The organism is Brachybacterium sillae (assembly GCF_025028335.1).
GTDB lineage: Bacteria > Actinomycetota > Actinomycetes > Actinomycetales > Dermabacteraceae > Brachybacterium > Brachybacterium sillae.
This window is the reverse complement of record NZ_JAFEUW010000001.1, coordinates 1,235,066-1,256,548: the sequence shown is the minus strand read 5'-3', so window position 1 is coordinate 1,256,548 and position 21,483 is coordinate 1,235,066. Positions and strand designations below refer to the sequence as shown.

At 71.4% G+C, this 21,483-nt stretch carries 20 protein-coding genes; 15 read left to right on the top strand and 5 right to left on the bottom strand.

Annotated elements, in window-relative coordinates:
- Nucleotides 1-105: 105 nt before the first annotated feature.
- Nucleotides 106-906 (top strand): hydroxymethylpyrimidine/phosphomethylpyrimidine kinase, encoded by an 801-nt coding sequence (locus JSY14_RS05800; protein WP_259557844.1) that lies wholly within the window; start codon nucleotides 106-108, stop codon nucleotides 904-906.
- Here JSY14_RS05800 and pdxR read toward each other — a convergent pair.
- Entirely contained in the window at nucleotides 894-2,387 is a 1,494-nt protein-coding gene (pdxR, locus tag JSY14_RS05795; RefSeq protein WP_259557843.1) for a MocR-like pyridoxine biosynthesis transcription factor PdxR, read from the bottom strand. The two genes, JSY14_RS05800 and pdxR, sit on opposite strands and share 13 nt — an antisense overlap.
- Before the next feature lie 77 nt (nucleotides 2,388-2,464).
- Here pdxR and pdxS point away from each other — a divergent pair, with 77 nt between their 5' ends.
- From pdxS to nadE, 9 genes are all read left to right on the top strand, one after another.
- Nucleotides 2,465-3,388, top strand: a complete 924-nt coding sequence (gene pdxS, locus JSY14_RS05790) for a pyridoxal 5'-phosphate synthase lyase subunit PdxS (RefSeq protein WP_259557842.1) — start codon at nucleotides 2,465-2,467, stop codon at nucleotides 3,386-3,388.
- On the top strand, nucleotides 3,385-4,053 hold the full coding sequence (pdxT, locus tag JSY14_RS05785; RefSeq protein WP_259557841.1) for a pyridoxal 5'-phosphate synthase glutaminase subunit PdxT: 669 nt from the start codon (nucleotides 3,385-3,387) through the stop codon (nucleotides 4,051-4,053). Before pdxS ends, pdxT begins: the two co-directional genes overlap by 4 nt.
- A 148-nt stretch (nucleotides 4,054-4,201) precedes the next feature.
- Entirely contained in the window at nucleotides 4,202-5,017 is an 816-nt protein-coding gene (locus JSY14_RS05780; protein ID WP_259557840.1) for an ABC transporter ATP-binding protein, read from the top strand.
- Nucleotides 5,014-5,730: an ABC transporter permease gene (locus tag JSY14_RS05775; protein WP_259557838.1), complete on the top strand. Its 717-nt coding sequence runs from the start codon at nucleotides 5,014-5,016 to the stop codon at nucleotides 5,728-5,730. Before JSY14_RS05780 ends, JSY14_RS05775 begins: the two co-directional genes overlap by 4 nt.
- Nucleotides 5,727-6,467, top strand: coding sequence for an ABC transporter permease (locus tag JSY14_RS05770; RefSeq protein WP_259557837.1), 741 nt, complete (start codon nucleotides 5,727-5,729; stop codon nucleotides 6,465-6,467). Before JSY14_RS05775 ends, JSY14_RS05770 begins: the two co-directional genes overlap by 4 nt.
- Complete coding sequence (locus tag JSY14_RS05765) at nucleotides 6,464-7,447, top strand: ABC transporter substrate-binding protein (RefSeq protein WP_259557836.1); 984 nt, start codon at nucleotides 6,464-6,466, stop codon at nucleotides 7,445-7,447. Before JSY14_RS05770 ends, JSY14_RS05765 begins: the two co-directional genes overlap by 4 nt.
- Before the next feature lie 78 nt (nucleotides 7,448-7,525).
- Nucleotides 7,526-7,996 carry an SRPBCC family protein gene (locus JSY14_RS05760; RefSeq protein ID WP_259557835.1) on the top strand — a complete coding sequence of 157 codons (471 nt, stop codon included), beginning with the start codon at nucleotides 7,526-7,528 and terminating at the stop codon, nucleotides 7,994-7,996.
- A gap of 246 nt (nucleotides 7,997-8,242) precedes the next feature.
- On the top strand, nucleotides 8,243-9,133 hold the full coding sequence (gene fdhD, locus JSY14_RS05755; RefSeq protein WP_259557834.1) for a formate dehydrogenase accessory sulfurtransferase FdhD: 891 nt from the start codon (nucleotides 8,243-8,245) through the stop codon (nucleotides 9,131-9,133).
- Nucleotides 9,134-9,164: 31 nt separating this feature from the next.
- Nucleotides 9,165-10,001: an NAD(+) synthase gene (gene nadE / locus JSY14_RS05750; RefSeq protein WP_259557833.1), complete on the top strand. Its 837-nt coding sequence runs from the start codon at nucleotides 9,165-9,167 to the stop codon at nucleotides 9,999-10,001.
- A gap of 17 nt (nucleotides 10,002-10,018) precedes the next feature.
- Here the strand turns inward: nadE and JSY14_RS05745 are convergent, their stop codons facing one another.
- Nucleotides 10,019-10,978, bottom strand: coding sequence for a sugar-binding transcriptional regulator (locus JSY14_RS05745; RefSeq protein ID WP_259557830.1), 960 nt, complete (start codon nucleotides 10,976-10,978; stop codon nucleotides 10,019-10,021).
- 110 nt (nucleotides 10,979-11,088) lie between these two features.
- Here JSY14_RS05745 and JSY14_RS05740 point away from each other — a divergent pair, with 110 nt between their 5' ends.
- The 3 genes from JSY14_RS05740 (at nucleotide 11,089) to glpK (ending at nucleotide 15,268) form a co-directional block, all read left to right on the top strand.
- Nucleotides 11,089-12,831, top strand: a complete 1,743-nt coding sequence (locus JSY14_RS05740) for a glycerol-3-phosphate dehydrogenase/oxidase (RefSeq protein ID WP_259557828.1) — start codon at nucleotides 11,089-11,091, stop codon at nucleotides 12,829-12,831.
- 89 nt (nucleotides 12,832-12,920) lie between these two features.
- Nucleotides 12,921-13,643: an MIP/aquaporin family protein gene (locus tag JSY14_RS05735; protein ID WP_259557827.1), complete on the top strand. Its 723-nt coding sequence runs from the start codon at nucleotides 12,921-12,923 to the stop codon at nucleotides 13,641-13,643.
- A gap of 89 nt (nucleotides 13,644-13,732) precedes the next feature.
- Nucleotides 13,733-15,268 (top strand): glycerol kinase GlpK, encoded by a 1,536-nt coding sequence (gene glpK / locus JSY14_RS05730; protein WP_259557825.1) that lies wholly within the window; start codon nucleotides 13,733-13,735, stop codon nucleotides 15,266-15,268.
- A 129-nt stretch (nucleotides 15,269-15,397) separates the two neighbouring features.
- On the opposite strand, the gene JSY14_RS05725 is transcribed toward glpK, so the two are convergent.
- Together JSY14_RS05725 and JSY14_RS05720 are read right to left on the bottom strand one after the other, a co-directional pair.
- Entirely contained in the window at nucleotides 15,398-15,949 is a 552-nt protein-coding gene (locus JSY14_RS05725) for a type 1 glutamine amidotransferase domain-containing protein (RefSeq protein ID WP_259557823.1), read from the bottom strand.
- A gap of 99 nt (nucleotides 15,950-16,048) precedes the next feature.
- On the bottom strand, nucleotides 16,049-17,512 hold the full coding sequence (locus JSY14_RS05720) for a dihydrolipoyl dehydrogenase family protein (RefSeq protein ID WP_259557822.1): 1,464 nt from the start codon (nucleotides 17,510-17,512) through the stop codon (nucleotides 16,049-16,051).
- 130 nt (nucleotides 17,513-17,642) lie between these two features.
- Here JSY14_RS05720 and JSY14_RS05715 point away from each other — a divergent pair, with 130 nt between their 5' ends.
- Nucleotides 17,643-18,131, top strand: coding sequence for an NUDIX domain-containing protein (locus JSY14_RS05715; protein WP_259557821.1), 489 nt, complete (start codon nucleotides 17,643-17,645; stop codon nucleotides 18,129-18,131).
- A 57-nt stretch (nucleotides 18,132-18,188) separates the two neighbouring features.
- Here JSY14_RS05715 and JSY14_RS05710 read toward each other — a convergent pair whose 3' ends face one another.
- On the bottom strand, nucleotides 18,189-20,117 hold the full coding sequence (locus JSY14_RS05710) for an MGH1-like glycoside hydrolase domain-containing protein (protein ID WP_259557820.1): 1,929 nt from the start codon (nucleotides 20,115-20,117) through the stop codon (nucleotides 18,189-18,191).
- A gap of 284 nt (nucleotides 20,118-20,401) precedes the next feature.
- Between JSY14_RS05710 and JSY14_RS05705 the strand changes: the two genes are divergently transcribed.
- The gene (locus JSY14_RS05705) at nucleotides 20,402-21,445 is read left to right on the top strand and encodes a LacI family DNA-binding transcriptional regulator (RefSeq protein WP_259557819.1); all 1,044 of its coding nucleotides are present in this window, start codon (nucleotides 20,402-20,404) and stop codon (nucleotides 21,443-21,445) included.
- Nucleotides 21,446-21,483: the final 38 nt, after the last annotated feature.

Sequence of the window (21,483 nt, the reverse complement as noted above, 5' to 3'; positions counted from 1 at the left end):
ACCCCGCCGCCCGACCGGGCCGCGGGGCGCATTCGGGGCCCCGGCGGGAAGAGGTGTCGGGGACGTACCATCGGGGGATCCGACCGACCCCGAGGAGTGCCCCCGATGACGCATGTCGCCCTGTCCATCGCCGGATCCGAGGCCACCGGCGGCGCCGGTGCCCAGACCGACCTGAAGACCTTCCATCAGCTCGGCACCTTCGGGACCGTGGCGCTCACCTGCATCGTCTCCTTCGACCCGTCCCACGACTGGGCGCACCGCTTCGTGCCGATCGACCCCCAGGTGATCCGCGACCAGATCGAGGCGACCACCGCCCTGCATGACATCGACACCGTGAAGATCGGCATGCTCGGCACCCCCACCACCATCGACGCGGTGGCGCGCAGCCTCGGGGAGCGGACCTTCCGGCACGTGGTGCTGGATCCCGTGCTGATCTGCAAGGGCCAGGAGCCCGGCGCGGCGCTGGACACCGACAACGCCCTCAAGGAGAAGATCCTGCCGCTGGCCACGTTCGTGACCCCCAATCACTTCGAGTCGATGGCGCTGTCCGGGATGGACTCCATCACCTCGGTGGAGGATCTCACCGAGGCAGCGCGCCGCATCCACGAGATCTCCGGTGCGGTGGTGCTCGCCAAGGGCGGTGTGGAACTGGACGGCGACGACGCCGTGGACGTGTTCCACGACGGAGAGCAGACCGTCGAGCTGCGCTCCCCGAAGATCGGCCAGGAGCGGGTCTCCGGCGCCGGCTGCACCCTCGCCGCCGCCGTCACCGCGGAACTCGCCAAGGGCGCCACCCCGCTGGAGGCCGCGCGGGTCGCGAAGGACGTCGTGACCAGCTCCATCGAGCACCGACAGAGCGGCCACGCGCCGTTCGAGGCGGTGTATCAGGGGGCCTACGGGCGCTGATCCCGGGACGGCGCGGTCCGCAGGGCCTCCACGAGGCGGCTGAGGCCGAGCTGCAGCTCCCGGGTCGGCCCCCCGAAGCCGATCAGCACGCCGTCGCGGCCCGTCGGTCCACCCCAGTAGCCGTGCAGTCCGGTGACCAGCACCCCCGCCGCGCGGGCCCGGGCCACCGCCTTCTCCTCGGGGAGCGCGGTGAGGGCCACGGCCGCGAGCCCGCCGGGGACCGGCTGCAGCTCCACGCCGGGCACCTCCGCGAGGGTGTGTTGCAGGATCTCCAGCCGCTTGCGGTGGGCGGTGCGCAGACGCTGCAGATGCCGGTCGAACCCACCGCCGGTGAGGAACCGCGCGGCGGCGTCCTGCACCACGGCATCGACCGGTGAGCCGAGGGCCGACTGGGAGGCGGTGACCGCGTCCCGCATCGGGGCGGGCGGCACCACATGCCCCAGGGCGCTGCCCGGCCCCAACTGGGAGGACACCGTCCCGAGCAGTGCCACCCGCGGATCCCGGGGATCGTCGAGCCCCGCCAGCGCCGGCAGGGGTGCGCCCGACCAGCGCCACTCCGCGGTGTGCTCGTCCTCCACCACCAGCACGTCCCGCTCCCGTGCCAGTTCCAGCACCGCCAGGCGCCGCGCCAGCGGGAGGTCCGCCCCCAGGGGGAACTGATGGGAGGGCGTCACCACCAGCACGTCGATCCCGGCCGGCACCTGCGCCGGATCGAGCCCGTCCGTATCGACGGGGGCATCGACGGTGCGGTGACCCAGCAGGGCGGGCACCTGCCGCAATCCGGGGGAACCCGGGGATTCGAAGGCCACCACCAGGGGACGGCCGCGACGGGTGGCCAGGGCGGTCAGCAGCAGACTGAGGCCGTGACGGGCGCCGGCGGTGACCACCGGTGCGGCAGGGTCGACACTGCACCCGCGCACGCGGCGAAGACGCTCCGCGATCGCGGCACGCAGCGCCGGGTCCCCATCGGCCGGGGGAGCGGATCGACGCGGGTGGGCGGCGGCCTCCCGCCAGGCGGAGCGCCACGCGGGGGTCACCAGCGGGGAGACATCGACACCGCCCGGACGCAGGTCGATGGGGTGGGGAACCGTGGGGCCGGTGGTGGCCCGGCGCCGGGCGGCGCCGCGGAGGGCACCGGCGGGTTCGCCGGCCCCGCCGGCAGCGCGGGGGGAGCGGTCAGCGGACCGGGGCCGGGGTGAGGCGAGGTGACTGGTCAGGGCAGGGGTGACGCGGGTGCCGCTGCCGCGGACCGCCTCCACGTAGCCCTCAGCGGTGAGCTGCTCGTAAGCGGTGACGACGCTACCGCGGGAGACCCCCAGCCTCACCGCCAGGCTGCGGGTGCTCGGCAGGTGGTCCCCGGGGCGCAGGGTGCCCGTGGTCACGGCCTCCCGCAGTTGGGCGGTGAGGCGTTCCGTGACCGAGCCCTCGGCCCCGACCCGTGGGTCGAGCGGCAGGTCGACGGGGCGGGGGGTGCGAGCCATGCCCCCATTGTGGTCCATTGCGACACGCAAGAAGTGGATCTTCCGTCGGGCCACTTCCCGGGAGGACGATGGTCCGCATGACTGAGACCCCCTCCACCACCCCCGCCGCGTCGACCACCGGCTCCCCGCTGGTCAAGCGCGGCCTCGCCGACATGCTCAAGGGCGGCGTCATCATGGACGTCGTCACCGCCGAGCAGGCCCGCATCGCCGAGGACGCCGGCGCCGTCGCCGTCATGGCCCTCGAGCGGGTGCCCGCCGACATCCGTGCCCAGGGTGGCGTCGCCCGCATGAGCGACCCCGACCTCATCGAACAGATCCAGGCCGCCGTCTCCATCCCCGTCATGGCCAAGGCCCGCATCGGCCACCAGGTGGAGGCCCAGGTGCTGGAGCACCTGAGTGTCGACTACATCGACGAATCCGAGGTGCTGAGCCCCGCCGACTACGCCCATCACATCGACAAGCAGCGCTTCACCGTGCCGTTCGTGTGCGGTGCGACCAACCTCGGGGAGGCCCTGCGTCGCATCGCCGAGGGTGCCGCGATGATCCGCTCCAAGGGCGAGGCCGGCACCGGGGACGTCTCCGAGGCCACCAAGCACATCCGCACCATCCGCACCCAGATCGCCGAGCTCCACGCCCTGCACGCCTCCAACCCGGAGCAGCTGTACGTCGCGGCGAAGGAGCTGCAGGCCCCGTACGAGATCGTGCGTGAGGTCGCCGAGCGCGGAGAACTGCCGGTCGTGCTGTTCACCGCCGGTGGCGTCGCCACCCCCGCCGACGCCGCCCTGATGATGCAGCTCGGCGCCGACGGCGTCTTCGTCGGCTCCGGGATCTTCAAGTCCGGCGACCCCGCCAAGCGCGCCGCCGCGATCGTCAAGGCCACCGCGCAGTACGACGATCCCGCCGCCATCGCCGACGCCTCCCGCGGCCTCGGTGAGGCCATGGTTGGGATCAATGTCGCCGACCTGCCCGCCCCCCATCGCCTGGCGGAGCGCGGTTGGTGACCATCCCCGCCGCTGAGGACGCCCGCCGCCCCGTGCGCGCGGGCGTCCTCGCCCTCCAGGGTGGTGTGCGTGAACACGCCCAGATGCTCCGCGCCCTCGGCCAGGATCCCGTGCTGGTGCGCCGCGCCGCCGACCTCGACGGCCTCGAGGCCCTCGTCCTGCCCGGCGGGGAGTCCTCCACCATCGACCGCCTCACCCGAGTGCTCGGGTTGCGCGGGCCGCTGCAGCAGGCCATTGCGGACGGGCTGCCGGTGCTCGGCACCTGTGCCGGCATGATCCTCGTCGCCGACCGCGTGCTGGATCCGGCCCCCGGGCAACAGACCCTTGGAGGGCTCGACGTCACCGTGCGGCGCAACGCCTTCGGCCGACAGGTCGACTCCACCGAGGAACCCATCGACACCCCCGATGGGCAGCGCACCGTCGCCTACATCCGCGCCCCGAAGGTCGAGGACGTGGGGGAGGGTGTCGAGGTGATCGCCACCAGGCCCGATGCCGCCCACCGCGGCGGCGGCTCCATCGTCGGCGTGCGGACCCCGCGCGCCGCCGGCACGACCGGCGAGGGACCCGATATCGTCGCGCTCGCCTTCCACCCGGAGCTCACCGGCGTCACCGACTGGCACGAGGACCTGCTGGATCGGGTGCGACGGCGCCGGGCCGCGGGCTGAGACGCCGGGGAGGCCACGGACGGCTCGCTGTCGGGTCGGGCGTCGTGTGACCGGACGGTCGCCCCGGTCCAGCAGCGGCCCGGGAGCCTCCCCTAGGCTGGTCGGACGACACAGGCGCGCCCAGACGGAGCGCCCCGGAAGGGCCCTCGTGATCCGCTTCGACCACGTCCGCAAGCAGTACCCCGACGGCACCGTCGCGGTGGACGACGTCAGCTTCGACGTCCCCTCCCACCGCTGCGTCGCCCTCGTCGGTTCCTCCGGTTCGGGCAAGACCACCCTGTTGCGCATGGTCAACCGCATGGTGGACCCCACCTCCGGGCGGATCCTCATCGATGACGAGGACGTCTCCGGGATCAACCCGGTGCGTCTGCGGCGCCGCATCGGGTACGTGATGCAGGCCGGCGGGCTGCTGCCCCACCGCACCGTGCTCGACAACATCGCCACCGTGCCGGTGCTCGTCGGGACTGCGCGGGCTGAGGCCCGCCGCCGGGCCGGAGAGCTGATGGAACTGGTGGGACTGGACGCCTCCATGGCCCGCCGCTACCCCTCCCAGCTCTCCGGCGGCCAGCAGCAGCGCGTGGGCGTGGCGCGCGCGCTCGCCGCCGACCCGAACATCCTGCTCATGGACGAGCCCTTCGGGGCGGTCGACCCCATCGTGCGCCGAGAGCTGCACGGCGAGATGCGCCGCATCCAGGCGGAGCTCGGCAAGACGATCGTGCTGGTCACCCACGACATCGACGAGGCCTTCCAGCTCGGCGACGAGGTGGTGGTGCTGCGGCCCGGCGGGGTCATCGCCCAGCGCGGCACCCCCCAGGAGATCCTCGACGACCCCGCCGACGACTTCGTGCGCGGGTTCCTCGGCATGGATTCCGGCCAACGGTCCCTGCGAGTGGAGCGCGGCACCCACCACGACCTCGTGCTCGACGGCTCCGGGCGCGCCGTCGGGGTGCTGGAGCGCCGATGACCTGGCTGCTGGCGAACCTCGACCTCGTGGGGCGGAACCTCCTCGCCCATCTGGGGCAGGCGGTCCCGCCGATCCTGCTGGCGCTGCTGCTGTCGGTGCCGCTGGCGAAGCTCACGGCCCGCAGGCCCCTGCTGCGCAACGGCGTCTCCGTCGGCTCCGGCCTGCTGTACGCGGTGCCGTCCCTGCCGCTGTTCATCGTGCTGCCCCTGATCATCGGCACCAGCATCCGCAGCCCGGTGAACGTCATCATCGCGCTCACCCTGTACGGACTGGCGCTGATGGTGCCCGCCGCGCAGGAGGCCTTCCGCTCCGTCCGCCCCGACGCCCTCGACGCCGCCACCGCCCAGGGCTTCACCCCGCTGGCGCGCTTCACCCAGGTGGAGCTGCCGCTCGCGGGGCCCGCGCTGCTCGCGGGGCTGCGCGTCGTCACCGTCTCCACGGTGTCCCTGGTGACCGTCGGTGGGGTGCTGGGGGTCCCCAGTCTCGGCATGCTGTTCATCGACGGTTTCCAGCGCGGCATCATCGCGGAGGTCCTCACCGGCATCATCGCCACCGTGCTGCTGGCGCTGGTGTTGGACGCTCTGCTGGTGGCCCTGGGACGGCTGCTGATGCCGTGGACACGCAGTCGCGCCGGGATCGCGCAGCGCTCGGAGGGCTCCGGTGACCGGCGACCCGGAGCCGACGCCACCGCAGCGGTGGAGGTGCGCGCATGACCTTCCTGCTGCAGGCGATCGCCTGGATCCTCGACCCCACCCACTGGGGTGGCGCCACAGGCATCGGCCGGGCGCTGTTGCAGCACCTGTGGTACACCGCCCTCGGCGTCGGCCTCGCCGCCCTGCTGGCCGTCCCCGCCGGACTGTTCGTCGGACACACCCGCCGCGGACGCGGCCTCGCCGTCGCGCTCACGTCGGGCGCGCGCGCCGTGCCGACCCTCGGCCTGGTGACGGTGCTGGCCCTGTGGTTTGGCATCGGACTGACCGCCCCGATCCTCGCGTTCATCGTGCTGGCGGTGCCGTCGCTGCTGGCCGGCGCCTACTCCGCCTGCGAATCCGTCGACGACCGGGTGATCGACGCCGCCCGCGCCCAGGGCATGACCGAGATGCAGATCCTCCGCAGCGTCGAACTGCCGCTGGGCATGCCCCTGCTGATCACCGGCCTGCGTTCAGCCACCCTGCAGGTCGTCGCCACCGCCATGCTCGCCGCGTACGTCGGCAACGGCGGCCTCGGCGGCTACATCTTCCGCGGGCTCAAGACCGGTGACTATCCGCTGATGCTCGCCGGATCCCTGCTGGTCGTGCTGCTCGCGATTATCCTCGACCTCGCGCTGCTGACCCTGCAGCGCCTCGCCGACCCCCAGCGCCGCGCACGCGCGGATCGGACCCGTCGCGGGCCCGCCCAGACCGCCACCGCGGAACCGTCCCCCACCACGCCCTCAGGAGGCACCGCATGACCACCAGCTCGTTCCGCCCCCGTCGTCGCACCCTCGCCGCCTTCGGGCTCGGTGCCCTGACCGCCACCACGGCCGCCGCCTGCAGCAACGCCGATCCGCTCGACCAGGGCGCGGGGTCGGGGGGCTCCGGCTCCGGCGGCTCCGGCTCCGGTGTGGGCGGCGCGTCCGACGCCGGTGGGGCCGCCCTGGTGATCGGCTCCCAGCAGTACTACTCCAACGAGATCATCGCCGAACTGTTCGCCCAGGCCCTCGAGGCCGCCGGGATCACGGTCACCCGCCAGTACCAGATCGGTCAGCGCGAGGTGTACCTGCCGGAGGTCGAGAGCGGCGCCATCGACGTCATGCCCGAGTACACCGGCAACCTGCTGCAGTTCTATCAGCCCGACGCCCCCTCGGCCTCACCGGAGGAGATCGCGTCCGCCCTCGCCGAGGCGCTGCCGGGGGAGCTGCGGGTCCTGGACTTCGCCGAGGCCTCCGACCAGGACACCTACACCACCACCGGGGACTTCGCGCAGCAGAACCAGCTGCGCACGATGGCGGACCTCGCCCGTGTCGACGGTCTGAAGATCGCCGCGAACAGCGAGTTCAGCACACGCCCCTACGGCCCCGACGGGCTGCAGAAGACCTACGGCGCCACCGTCGAGGTGGTGCCCGTCGAGGACTCCGGCGGTCCCCTCACCGTGAAGGCCCTGACCGACGGCACCGTGCAGCTGGCGGACCTCTACTCCGCCGATCCGGCGATCGAGAAGAACGGTTTCGTGGTGCTCGAGGATCCCGAGGCATTGATCCTGCCGCAGAACGTGGTGCCGCTGGTCTCGCAGAAGGTCGACGAGGCCGCTGCCGAGGCGATCCGGAAGGTCACCTCCGTCCTCACCGCGACGGACCTGCGCACCCTCAACGCCCGCAGTGTCGACGAACAGGCGAAGTCCGCCGACATCGCACGGGATTGGCTGGCGGAGAAGGGCATCACCCAGGGCTGACCGGCCCCGGGGGGCGGTCCCCAGCGGCTCCCGGGCGTTCCTGGATCCGTTGCCAGGAACGCGTGGCAGGGTGCAGACATGACCCAGGACCAGAAGCAGATCACCGTCACCCGCACCATCGACGCCCCGGCGAAGGACATCTTCGCCCTGCTCAGCCTGCCGGCGAAGCACACCGAGCTCGACGGCTCGGGCATGCTGCGAGGCAGCGTCGACACGGAGCGGATCACCAAGACCGGCCAGGTGTTCGTGATGAACATGCACGCCGAGGCCATGGGCGGCGACTACCGCATGCACAACCATGTCTCCGCCTTCGACGAGAACAAGATGATCGGCTGGACGCCGGCGCAGGAGGAGAACAAGACCGAGCCGGCCGGCTGGGAGTGGCTGTGGGAGCTGCGCCCCGTCGACGCCGACACCACCGAGGTGACCCTCACCTACGACTGGAGCCGCGTCGAGGACAAGCAGCTGCTGCCGCTGTTCCCCGTGGTCGACGAGGAGCAGCTGCAGGAGTCGCTGAACCGCCTCGCCGCCGCCGTCTCCGGGAGCTGACGCACCGCATCCTCGAGGCGCAGGGATCGTCGCCCCGCGATGAGCCACGTGCCGTGACGGTGGGGCCGGGCCACCCCAGGTGGCCCGGCCCCACCGTCGTCGGCTGATCCGTCGGGCCGGGGCTGGACCCGGGGTGGCCCGAGGCCGCGCCGACTGACGTGGGGTGGCCCTGCCGGATCCCGGGGTGGGTCACCGGCGGATGCGGGGGCGGCACGCGCGGTGGGGTGCGCGCACTACCCTCGAGGGATGGGCAAGGGGACGAGGACCCGTCGGATCACCACCGTGCGCGTGCGCGACGGGCGGTTGTACTCGGGGCACAAGGGCGACCAGCTGGCCATCGAGGAACCCCTCGACATCCGGTTGAACGGCCAAAAGCTGTCGCTGACCATGCGCAGCCCCGGTCACGATGTCGAACTCATCCACGGTTTCCTCCACGGCGAGGGGCTGATCACCGGCCGCGGTGACGTGCACGAGGCCCGCTACTGCGAAGGCGCGGTGGTGGAGGACGAGACCGGGTTGCCGCGTAACACCTACAACGTCATGGACTTCACGACATCCACACCCACGCTGCTGCCGGTGATCTCCAAGCAGTTCACCACCACCAGTGCCTGCGGCGTCTGCGGTTCGGAGAGCATCGACGCCGTCAAGCGCAAGAGCCGCCACCCCCTTGCTGAGCAGTGGGCGCGGCGCCCCGAGGGCTGGGGCCTCGACCCGGCGGTGATCCTCGACGCCGCTCGCCGGCTGGGGGAGGAACAGAGCGTGTTCTCCCGCACCGGAGGCGTCCACGCCGCCGCCCTGGTCACCGTCGACGGGGAGATGCTCGCGGTGCGGGAGGACGTGGGTCGGCACAACGCCGTCGACAAGGTGATCGGTTGGGCCCTGCTGCAGGACCTGCTCCCCCTGGACGACGCGTTCCTACTGGTCAGCTCACGTGCCAGTTTCGAGATCGCCCAGAAGGCCGCGATGGCGGGGATCCCGCTGCTGGTGTGCGTCTCCGCCGCGAGCTCCCTGGCGGTGGAGACAGCGGAGGCGATGGGCATGACCCTTGTCGGCTTCACCCGGGCGTTCGACGACGGTGACGGGCGGATGAACGTGTACACCGGTGCACAGCGGCTGGACCTGACCGCCGCCGAGTGAGTCTCGGACGGGCCGCCTACACTCGCGATCCATGAGGCCACTGCAGCAGCGCATCATCGCCGAGACCCACGTCCGCCCCGAGATCGACCCGGCGCAGGAGATCCGCGACCGCGTCGCCTTCCTCATCGACTACCTGCGCGCGACCCGCGCCAAGGGTTTCGTGCTGGGCATCTCCGGCGGTGTCGACTCCACCACCGCCGGGCGTCTCGCGCAGCTGGCAGTGGAGCAGGTGCGGGCCGAGGGCGGTGAGGCCACGTTCGTCGCGGTTCGGCTGCCGTACGGGGTGCAGGCCGATGAATCCGATGCCCAGGCGGCCCTCGACTTCATCCGGGCCGACCGTGAGGTGACCGTGGACATCGCCCCGGGGGTGGACGGTCTCGCGGCCGCCCTCCGGGAGGGTCTGGGGCAGGACGTCACCGACTTCACCAAGGGCAACACCAAGGCGCGGCTGCGGATGGCCGTGCAGTACGCCATCGGCGGGGACCTGGGGCTGCTGGTGATCGGCACCGACCAGGCGGCGGAGAACACCACCGGTTTCTTCACCAAATACGGTGACGGCGGCGCCGACCTGCTGCCGCTGTTCGGATTGGACAAGCGCCAGGTGCGGGCGGTCCTCACGGAGCTCGGCGCCGATGGCCGCCTGGTCGACAAGGTCCCCACCGCGGACCTCCTCGACGGCCGCCCCGGGCAGGCCGATGAGGCCGAGCTCGGTCTGCGCTACGAGGACATCGACGACTACCTGGAGGGGCGGGAGATCGAGGAGGCCGCCGCCGAGAAGCTCGAGGCGATCTTCCTGCGCACCCGCCACAAGCGCACCACCCCGGTCGCCCCGCAGGACGACTGGTGGCGGGAGACTGCGCTGGGCTGAGCCCCGGCACCCGTGTCTCAGTCCAGTGTGGCCATGCGGGTCGCGGTGACCTCGTCGACGACCAGGTCGGTGGCGACCCCCGCCCGCAGCGCGGCCCGCAACGGCACCGCCTTCCTCGCGCCCGCCGCGACGAGCACCCGACGGGGGATGCGGGCCAGCCGGTCCGGATCGGGACCGGAGGACCGGGCGTTCAGCCGCACCGGCGCCCAGCTCCCGTCCGCCCGCAGGAACACGGTGCACACATCACCCACCGCGCCGTCCTCCTGCAGCTCGGTGACGTCCCGGGCGGTGAGATACCCGGGGGAGTAGGCGTGGCTGGGCACCTCGGCATCGAAGGTCCCGACGCCGAACACCGCGAGTCGGCAGGAACGCTGCAGGTCGAGGACGCGCTGCACGGAGCGTTCCCGCCACAGGGCGGTGCGGGTGGCGGCGTAGTCGAAGAACGCCGGCACGGGGAAGTGGTGCACCGACGCATCCCAGCTGGCACCGGCCCGATCCAGCACCCCGGCGACGTAGTCCAGACCCGAGCCCTCCGTCGTGATCGCCCCGTTCAGCTGGACGATGCGCACCCCGGGCAGCGGGCGGGGCATCAGCTGCTCCACCACTGCCGAGACGGTCGTGCCCCAGGCGATCCCCACAGTGATGTCGGGACGCAGCAGATCGTCGGTGACCCGCGCGGCCTCACGGGCCACCGCGGTGAGCCGGTCGCGCTGGGAGTTACCCGCCCGGGCGGGCACCACCACCGCCCGCACGCCGTACCGGCGCTCCAGCTCACGGCGCAGTTCCGCCGCGCGGTGCAGACCCGGGGGGCGCAGGGAGATCGTCACCAGGCCCTCACCCCGGGCGGTGGCGAGCAGACGGGAGACCGTGGAGCGGGACACCTGCAGCTCCCGGGCGATGGACTCCATCGTCTGGCCGGCGTCGTAGTACATCCGTGCAGCCTCGAAGGCGGTCTCCAGGCGGGTGCTGCGGGGCATACGCAGAGTCTTGCACGTTCGTGCACTCCGGTTGCGCTCAGCGCACGAACGTCCCACCATGGCCGGACCATGCGCCCGAGCGGCGCCACCCGTCGGCGAAGGAGCCTGCCGTGCCCACTGCACGCCCCATCCCCCTCAGCAGCGAGCTGCGCACCCAGCACCTCGAGCGTCTGGCCGCGGCGACCCCGGACAAGCCCCTCGACGTGCTCGTCATCGGCGGTGGCGGAACCGGCACCGGTGCCGCCTTCGACGCCGCCACCCGCGGTCTCGATGTCGGCCTGGTCGAGGCCCGCGACTGGGCCTCCGGCACCTCCTCCCGCTCCTCCAAGCTGATGCACGGCGGCCTGCGGTACCTGCAGATGCTCGACTTCAAGCTGGTCCACGAGGCCCTGCGCGAACGCGACCTCCTCCTCACCCACACCGCTCCGCACCTCGTGCGTCCGGTCAGCTTCGTCTTCCCCTTCTTCCGGCCCGTGATCGACCGCGGCTTCATCGGCTCCGGCGTCGCGCTGTACGACGCCATGCAATCCGTCGGTCGCAAGCGTGCCGTGCCGTTCCACCGGCACCTCGGCCGTGCCGGCCTGCGCGCACACTTCCCGTCCCTGGACACCGAGAAGATCGTCGGTGCGCTCGAGTACTACGACGCCCAGTTCGACGACGCCCGCATGGCGATGATGCTGGCGCGCTCCGCCGTGCAGTACGGCGCGGCCGTCGCCACCTACACCCGTGTCATCGACTACCTCCACGAGGGCGAGCGGGTCGTCGGCGCCCGCGTGCGCGACGAGGAGAGCGGCCGCGAGTTCGACGTCCACGCCCGTGCGACGATCCTCGCCGGCGGCGTGTGGACCCAGGAGCAGCAGGAACTCGCCGGCGCCAGCGCCGGCCTCGAGGTCCTCGCCTCCAAGGGCATCCACATCGTCGTGCCGAAGGACGCCATCCGGGCCGACGACGCCACCGGGGTGATCACCCAGACCGAGAAGTCCGTACTGTTCCTCATCCCGTGGGACGAGTACTGGGTGATCGGCACCACCGACACCCCGTGGACGCACGATGTCGCGCACCCCGTCGCCACCGGTGAGGACATCGACTACGTCCTCGAGCATGCCAACGCGGTGCTCGACCACCCGCTCACCCGGGACGACGTGATCGGCGTGTACGTGGGTCTGCGCCCGCTGCTGCAGCCCGTGAAGAAGGACGGCGCCGCCTCCACCAAGGTCTCGCGCGAGCACACCGTGATGCAGGTCAAGCCGGGTCTCAGCGCCATCGCCGGTGGCAAGTGGACCACCTACCGGGTCATGGCCGAGGACGTCGTCGACTTCGCCATCAAGGACCTCTTCCCCGGCCGCCCCAGCCTCACCGCGTCCGTTCCCGTCCTCGGTGGGCAGGGGTACAAGCAGATCGCCGGGGAGAAGGACGAGATCTCCCGCCGCTACGGCCTCGACGCCCAGCGCGTGGACCGTCTGCTCTTCCGCTACGGCACCCTGCTGCGGGAGGTCCTCGACCTGATCGACGAGGCCCCGGAGCTCGCCACTCCGCTGGAACACGGCTCCCGGTACCTGCGCGCCGAAGTCGTCTACGCGGCGCGCGCCGAAGGCGTCGTCCACCTCGCCGATGTACTCGAGCATCGTCTGCGCCTGGAGTACGAGGTGCGGGACCGCGGTGTCGCCGCCGCCGACGAGGTCGCCCAGCTGGTCGGTGACGAGCTCGGGTGGAGTGTCTCGCGCCGCCGTGCCGAGGTGGACGCGTATCGTGCCGCCATCGAGGCGCGTCTCGCCGGTGAGCGCGCCCGCACCGACGAGGAGGCAGCTGCCGCTGTCGCCTCCGCCTCTGAGATCCCCGAGTCCCGGGACTGACCCGGGATCGACCGGGGCACACCCCACCCCCCCCCACCACGGTCGGGCGGACCCTCCGCCCACCCGCTCGATGAGGAGAACACCACCTGATGGGAACCATCTTCCTGTATGAGATCGCGGGCACCGCGATCCTGCTGCTGCTCGGTGTCGGCGTCGTCGCCAACGCCATCCTGACCAAGACGAAGGGCAACGGGGGCGGCTGGCTCCTGATCAACTTCGGCTGGGGCCTGGGCGTCTTCGCCGGCGTCTACGTCGCCTTCAAGTCCGGTGCCCACCTCAACCCCGCCGTGACCTTCGGCCTGCTCGCCAGCGGCGCCGACGAGTTCGCGCCCGGTATCGCGGTTACCCTCCCCAACACCATCGCCTACCTGATCGCCCAGCTCATCGGCGGCTTCCTCGGCGCGGCGCTGGCGTGGCTCGCCTACAAGGACCACTACGCCCAGGAGACCGACCAGGGCGCCATCCTCGGCACCTTCGCCACCGGTCCCGAGATCCGCAACCCGTTGAGCAACTTCCTCACCGAGGTCATCGGCACCTTCGTGCTGGTCCTGGTGGTGATCATGTTCGGCTCCTCGCCCAGCGGCCTCGGCCCGCTCGCCGTCGCGCTGCTCGTCGTCGGCATCGGTGCCTCCCTCGGCGGCCCCACCGGGTACGCCATCAACCCGGCCCGTGACCTCGGCCCGCGTCTCTTCCACGCCGCCGCGCCGATCCCCCACAAGGGTGGGTCCGACTGGGGCTACGCCTGGGTCCCGATCCTCGGCCCGATCGTCGGCGGCGTCCTCGCCGGTCTCGTCTCCATGGTGCTGGTCTGATCGACCACCCGGTGATCGGAAACCCGCACCCGCCCACCACTCCCTGACCGATCCGTCCGCTGGACCCCACACAGAACACAGGAGTTCTCATGTCCGACGACAAGAAGTACATCCTCGCCATCGACCAGGGCACCACCTCGTCCCGAGCCATTCTCTTCGACCACAGCGGCCAGATCGTCTCCACCGGTCAGCTCGAGCACGAGCAGATCTTCCCGCGCGCCGGATGGGTGGAGCACGACCCCAAGGAGATCTGGTACAACACCCGCGAGGCCATCGGCCAGGCACTCTCCCGCGCCAACATCAACCGCCACCAGATCGCCGCCGTCGGCATCACCAACCAGCGCGAGACCGCGGTGGTGTGGGACAAGACCACCGGTGAACCCGTCTACAACGCGATCGTGTGGCAGGACACCCGCACCCAGAAGATCTGCGACCGACTCGCCGGCGACGAGGGCGACGAGAAGTACAAGGAGCGCGTCGGTCTGCCGCTGGCCACCTACTTCTCCGGCCCGAAGATCACCTGGATCCTGGAGAACGTCGACGGCGCCAAGGAGAAGGCCGAGAAGGGCGACCTGCTCTTCGGCAACACCGACTCCTGGCTGGTGTGGAACCTGACCGGCGGGGTGAACGGCGGCGTGCACGTCACCGACGTCACCAACGCCTCCCGCACCATGCTGATGAACATCGACACCCTCGACTGGAACGCCGATATCGCCGCCGACATGGGCATCCCGCTGTCCATGCTCCCGGAGATCAAGAGCTCCTCCGAGGTGTACGGCCACGGTGCCAAGGAGTCGCTGCTCATCGACACCCCGATCGCCGGCATCCTCGGCGACCAGCAGGCCGCCACCTTCGGCCAGGCCTGCTTCGAGGTCGGCCAGGCGAAGAACACCTACGGCACCGGCAACTTCATGCTGATCAACACCGGTGAGGAGCTGGTCCGCTCCGAGAACGGGCTGCTGACCACCGTGTGCTACAAGATCGGCGACAACAAGCCGATCTACGCCCTCGAGGGGTCCATCGCCGTGACCGGCTCCCTCGTGCAGTGGGTGCGCGACAACCTGGGCCTGATCAAGGACGCCCCGGAGATCGAGAAGCTCGCCGAGAAGGTGGAGGACAACGGCGGTGCCTACGTGGTGCCCGCGTTCTCCGGCCTGTTCGCGCCGCACTGGGACGCCAGCGCCCGCGGCGCCATCGTCGGCCTCACCCGCTACATCACGAAGAACCACATCGCCCGGGCCGTGCTGGAGGCCACCGCCTTCCAGTCCCGCGAGGTGCTCGACGCGATGAACGCCGATTCCGGTGTGGAGCTCACCGAGCTCAAGGTCGACGGCGGCATGGTGAAGAACGAGCTGCTCATGCAGTTCCAGGCCGACATGATCGGTGTGCCCGTGGTGCGTCCGAAGGTCATCGAGACCACCGCCCTGGGCGCCGCCTACGCCGCCGGCATCGCCGTCGGTTTCTGGGACGGCGAGCAGGACGTCATCGACAACTGGGACGAGGACAAGCGCTGGGAGCCCTCCATGGACGAGGAGACCCGCGAGCGTTACCTGCGTCTGTGGAAGAAGGCCGTGGAACGCACCCGCGGGTGGATGGACGAGGACGTCGACGCGCTGTACGGCTGACCGCGATCAGCCGACCTTGTCGGCTCGGCGGGCTGACCCGCCCGCCGGCAGACGTCAGCAGACAGGGGAGGGCCCGGACACCGTGTGGTGTCCGGGCCCTCCGGTCGTCAGGGGGATGGGACGGCGGGGTCAGGCCAGACGCGAGCGGATCTCACCGATGAACGCCTCGAGATCGTCCGGGGTGCGGCTGGTGGTGATGCCCTTGTCGGTCACGACCTCCTCGTCCACCCAGTCGGCCCCGGCGTTCACCAGGTCGCTGCGCAGCGAGGAGTAGCTGGTCATGCGCAGCCCGTCGGTGAGGCCGGCCTCGATCAGCACCCACGGGGCGTGGCAGATCGCGGCGATCGGCTTCCCGGCCGCGGCGAACTCCTTCACCAGGCGGACGGCATCGTCATCCGCGCGCAGGGCGTCGGCGTTGAGGGTGCCACCGGGCAGCACGAGGGCGTCATAGTCGTCGGCGGAGGCGCCGGAGAGCGGGCCGTCGACGGGGAACTCCTCGCCGCGATCCCAATCCCCACGCAGGGCGACGACCGGCTCGGTCTGGGGAGACAACAGGGTCACGCGGGCGCCGGAGGACTTCAGGGCCTCCAGCGGCTTCTTCAGCTCCGGTTCCTCCACCCCGTTGCGGGCGAGGAAGAGGACGGAACGGTTCGACAGATCGGATGCGGTGGTGTCAGTCATGCCTCCACCGTGCTCCCCGAAGCCCGCCGGCACAAGGGCGTGTTCGCTGCGAGAGGACTCGCGAGGTGCCCGTCGCACGACTGCGAGCGGACCGCGCGGTCACCGCAGCTCGCGCGGCAGCTCCTCCAGCAACCGCAGCCACAGCTCCGAGGCCGTCGGATAGGACGGCACGGCGTGCCGCAGCACCGACACCGGCACTCGCCCGACGATCGCGACCGTCGCGGCGTGGATCAGCTCTGCACACTCCGGTCCGACGAACGTCGCACCGAGCAACAACCCCGACTCGGAGTCCACCACGATCGACGCGGTCCCCTGCACCTCATCCCGCAGCAGCGAGGTGCCCGCGGCACTGCCGTAGGGGACCGTCGCGGTGACCACGCCCCGGTGGGCCTCACGCGCCGCGGCCTCCGTCAGTCCGACCGTCGCGACCTGCGGGTCCGTGAACACCACCTGCGGCACCGGGACCTCCACTGGGGCCGGGGCGGTGGCCGGTGCCCCCAGAGAGGCGGCGATCCGTTCCCCGATCACCCGGGCGCGGTACTTGCCCCAGTGCGTCAGGGGCGTCTCCCCGGAGGCGTCGCCGACGAGGTGAAGCCACGAGGGCAGCCCATCCGTCGCGTCGGTGACGGTGCAGGGGTCGATCCCCACCGTGTCCAGGCCGAGGTCGTCGAGGGCGGGGCGGCGGCCGGTCGCCACCAGCACCTCGTCGGCCTCCAGGATGTCGGCGCCCAGGTGCAGCCGCACCGGGCCCCCGTGCAGGCGACCCAGGCCGGTCGAAACCCCCGGCACCTCCTCGCCGACGTCCTGCCGCACCGTGGGCCGGTCGGCGGCGGAGACGGCCACACCGGTGCGGACCGTGACGCCACGCGCCTCGAGGGCGGCCCGCACCGCCTCCCCCACGAACGGCTCGAAGCGGCTGAGCAGTCGCTCACCGCGGATCAGCATCGTCACCTGGGCGCCGAGCGCCTGCATCCATGTTGCGGCCTCCACCGCCACGACCCCGCCGCCGATGATCGCTAGGCGACCGGGGACCTCCACCACACCGGTGGCATCGCGGCTGGTCCACGGCGCCACCTGCGCCACCGCCTCCGGGATGACCGGGGTCGAACCGGTCGCCAGGACCACCGCCCGTCGAGCCTCCACCACGGTGCGGGAGCCGTCCGGGGCGGTGACCTCCACCCGGCGCTCACCGACGAGGCGACCGCGGCCGCGCAGAACCGGGATGCCCGCGCCCTCGGCCCACTCGACCTGCCCGGAATCGTCGTACTGCGACACCCACACGTCACGACGCTCCAGCAGAGCATCGCGGTCCGGACGGGCGGTGCTCACCCCGGGCAGCAGCTCGGTGGTGCGTGCCACCGCGAGTGGGCCCAGCAGGGCCTTCGACGGCATGCACGCGTAGTACGAGCACTCACCGCCGACCAGCCCCTCCTCGACTAGCAGCGCTGTCGCCTCGGTGCCCTCGATCGCGTATTGCGCGACGTTCTCACCGACGGGGCCGGCACCGATGACGACCACGTCGACAGTCCGATCGGGGGCGGGAGCAGTGGAAGTGGTGGTCATGACGCTCCTGACGAGTCGCGGCCCACTGACCCAGCGGGGGCGTACCGTTCGGTCGCCAGTCGGAGAGTAACCGGCGCTGCAGGGAGCTGCGCGAGAGGGACCACGGTGCAGGCCGTGACACCATGGCCGGATGAGCGAGCTGCTGCCGGACCCGGTGTACTTCGCGGGCCTGCCGAAGGTCATCACCTCCGGGGCCGTGATCCTGCGGGACGAGCACGGACGGGTGCTGATCGAGAAACCCAACTACCGCCCCCACTGGTTGCTGCCCGGCGGCGGTGTCGACCCGGGCGAGGACCCCCGCCGCTGCGCCCAGCGGGAGGTCCGCGAGGAACTCGGCCTCGACCTGCCCATCGGGCGCCTGCTCACCGTCGACTGGGTCCCGCCACGCGCGGAGATCGGTGCCCCCATGGGTCTGCACTTCGTGTTCGACGCCGGGATGCTGCCGGAGGCCGAGCTGCGGGAGCGGATCGTGCTGCAGAGGACCGAGCTGGACGAGTGGCGCCTGGTCGACGAGGACGAGGCCGACCTGCTCTCCGGCTGGGGTGCGCTGCGCGTGCGTCGCGCCCTCGCGGTGCTGCGTGGAGAGGCGCAGGCGGACGTCGTCGCCCACGGGCGGTGACAGGTCACACCACGCGGCAACGGCGGCAGGGGTGCGGGGACGCGGCGCGGTTGGAGGTCAGAGAGCTCCGAGCGCCTGCGCCATCGGCACCGCCGAGGCCGCCGCCCACGCCTGCGGGCGGCACGACGCCGGATACGGCAACGGCGGAAACACCTCGTCGGCGGACACCCCGCTGAACAGCTCCGGCAGACGCAGGTCGAAGCCCTCCGCCGCCCGCAACAGACCCTGTGCCACCTGCCGGGCCTCCTCGGTGAAGCCCTCTCGCAGCATGCCCCGAAGAATCATCGCCGTGTCATGGGTCCACACGCTGCCGCCGTGGTAGCGCAGCGGGCCGTAGGCGCCGTTCGTGGTCGACAGGGTCCGGACCCCGTAGCCGGAAAACATCGTCGGGTGCAGCAGGCGCCGGACCACGTGGGACTCCTGTGCCGCATCCAGCAGCCCCGTGCCGAGGAGATGCCCCATGTTCGAGGCGACACCATCGACCGGCTGCTTCCGACCGTCCAGCGCGAGCGCCAGGTAGGGGCCCAGTTCGTCCTCACACCAGAAGCGCTCGTGGACCCGGGCGCGGATCAGCTCCGCCCTCTCGCGCAGGCGCTGCGGCAGGTCCGCGGAGCCGGTGTCGACGGCGCGGTTCGCTGCGGGTGTGGGGCCGTTCCCGGCGGCGGCGAGCTCCTCCAGCAGGTCCGCGGCGTTGCGGGCGGCCGCCACCGCGTACCCCTGGACCTCCACCAGGGCGATCGTCCCCTCGGCGAGGTTCCCATCGGCGAAACGGATCGAGTCCCCGGAGTCTTTCCAACCCTGATTCGCGAGCCCGGTACCGAGCTCGTCGAGATACTCCAGCAGACCGTCCCCGTCGGCGTCACCCTCCTCGAGCAACCACTGCGCGGCGGCCCGCAGCTGCGGTGCCAGCTCCCTGAGCAGACCCAGGTGCGGGGCAACCCGGTGGGTGTCGTGCAGCAGGGAGATCCACAGTGGCGTGGCATCGATGGTTCCGTAGTACACCGGGGGCAGGTGGGTGTGCCCGATGCCCATGCCCGCGGCGCGCAGCTCGTGGAGGATCTTCCCCGGGTGTTCGGCCGTGGCCGCATCACGGTGCGTGCCCTGCCGGGCGGCGAGCGTCCGCAGGGTGCCGGCCGCCACCGAGGGGTCGAGCGGCAACAACAGAGAGGCGGCGATCAGGCTGTCCCGCCCGAACAGCGTGAAATACCAGGGGGCGCCGGCGGCGAGGAACCATTCCTCGGGGCGGCCCGGCAGGTGCAGCCGCAGTGACTCCAGGTCCTGCAGGGACCGGTGCAGCAGGCGCGCGGCGGCGGCCCTCTCGTCCGCGGCGTGCCCGGGAGGACCCGGCCGGGTGTGCGCAGCGGGCCACGTCTCGGCCAGCCCAGCCACCGGCAGCACAGCATCCTCGCAGGTCAGTGCCCAGGTCAACGCTGAAGTGCCGCGCGGGGGACACTGCAGATGCGCGTCCAGCACCACCAGTGATCCGTCAACGGTCACAGCGGCGTCGAACCCGGATGCGGTGATGAGGGCGGTGGCACCACCGGGCGTGGACCAGGTGGCACCACCCTCGGCGGTCGGGGTCGGTGTAGGGCGCTGCGCTGAGGGGTGGGCACCACGTCGATGGTCCTTCACCCAGCTCATCGGGGAGTCATCGGTGCGAAGCGTCAGGCGCAGGCGTAGATGCCGCGGTCGCTCGTCAGTCGGCGCCAGGGTGATCGTCTCCCGCACCCCGTCGATGTCGACAGTCCGACGGCGCTCCAGGGTCACCAGGGGGTCTACCACGTCATCGTCGGCCGAGACCACGGTGCGCAGCACAGCCTCGGCAGCGGAGGCGCGGTGGACTCCGACGGGTGTCAGGTCCGCGTGCGGGGAGTCAAGGGTGAGTCGATCCACCAGCCGGGTGTCGCCGAGGTAGATGCCTTCGGCGCCGGTGGAGCCGATGGACCCATCCGGTTGGGACCACACCTGCATGGGGGCGCGGAGCACCCCCAGCAGGTCGTGGATGAACGGCTGGTGGCGCTCGGTGGGGCGGTCGGAGTGGCGGAGGGGGGTTCGGTGAGTCCATGATCAGGATGCTCCGGAGGTTGCAGGGGGCATCGGCCCGAGGGGCGATGTGGCCGGGAGGGCTTGACATCGGCAGTGGTGCCATCGCACGATTCCTTCAATAGTTTGATCGATCAAACAACCGGTTCGAAAGGTTTGATCCTCCATCTGCGCGTCGCCCAGGTAAGCAGTGGAGCCTGCTGGCGGCACCCCGCAGGAGGACCCCCATGGGACGCACGACGGTGAGCACGGGCAGAGCCCGGAATGCCACTCTGCAGTCCATCGCGGCCGCGACCGGGGTTTCCCGCCAGACCGTCTCCAACGTGCTCAACGACCCCGCCCGCGTCGCCCCCGCCACCCGACGCATCGTCGAGGCGGAGATCCGCCGGGTGGGGTATCGACCCAGTGCCGCCGCCCGACAATTGCGGACCCGTCGTTCCGGCCTGCTCGGATATCGCATGCATCGGGCCGCTGATGGCATCAACGGGACCGTGCTCGACCGGCTCCTCCATGCGGTCACAGCCCGTGCCGCGGATCGCGGTTACCGGGTGCTGCTGTTCGAGGCCGCGGACGATGAGGTGGAGATCGCGCGATTCGCGGAACTGCGTGCCACCTATTCCCTCGATGGGTTCCTCCTGACCTCCACGGCCCGGGGAGACCGGCGACCGACGTGGCTCGCAGAGCAGGGCATTCCCTTCGTGGTGTTCGGCCGCCCCTGGGGAAGTGGAACCGATGGGAATGCCGTAGCCGCGCATGACTGGGTGGACGTAGACGGTCGCGCGGGGACCCTGGAGGCCACACGATCGCTGCTCGCCGAAGGAGCACGGAAGATCGCCTTCGTGGGATGGCCGGAGGGTTCAGAGGTGGGGGACGATCGACACGCTGGGTATCGGGACGCGCTCATCGACGCGGGCGAAGTCGTCGACCCGGTACTCGAGGTCCGGCAGGAGGACGGTGTCGCCGAGGGTGCCGCCGCTGCCGCATCACTAATGGAGCGCGGGGCCGACGCATTCGTCTGCGTATCCGACACGCTCGCTCTCGGAGTAGCCGCCCACCTCCGTATCGGAGGCCGCCCCGATTTGCTCGGACGGACGATCGGCTTCGACGACACCCCCGTCGCGCAGGCTCTCGGTCTGTCCAGCGTCGACCAGCCTCTCGAGCAGGTGGCGCAGGTCATGGTCGACCGGATCGTCGCCCGCATCGAGACCTCCGCCGATCAGCTTTCCCCGCTTCCGCAGGAGCTCCTGCCGCCGACAGTCAGGCGACGTTGACGCGGCTTCCCCACTGACCCCGCCCCCGGGCACCACAC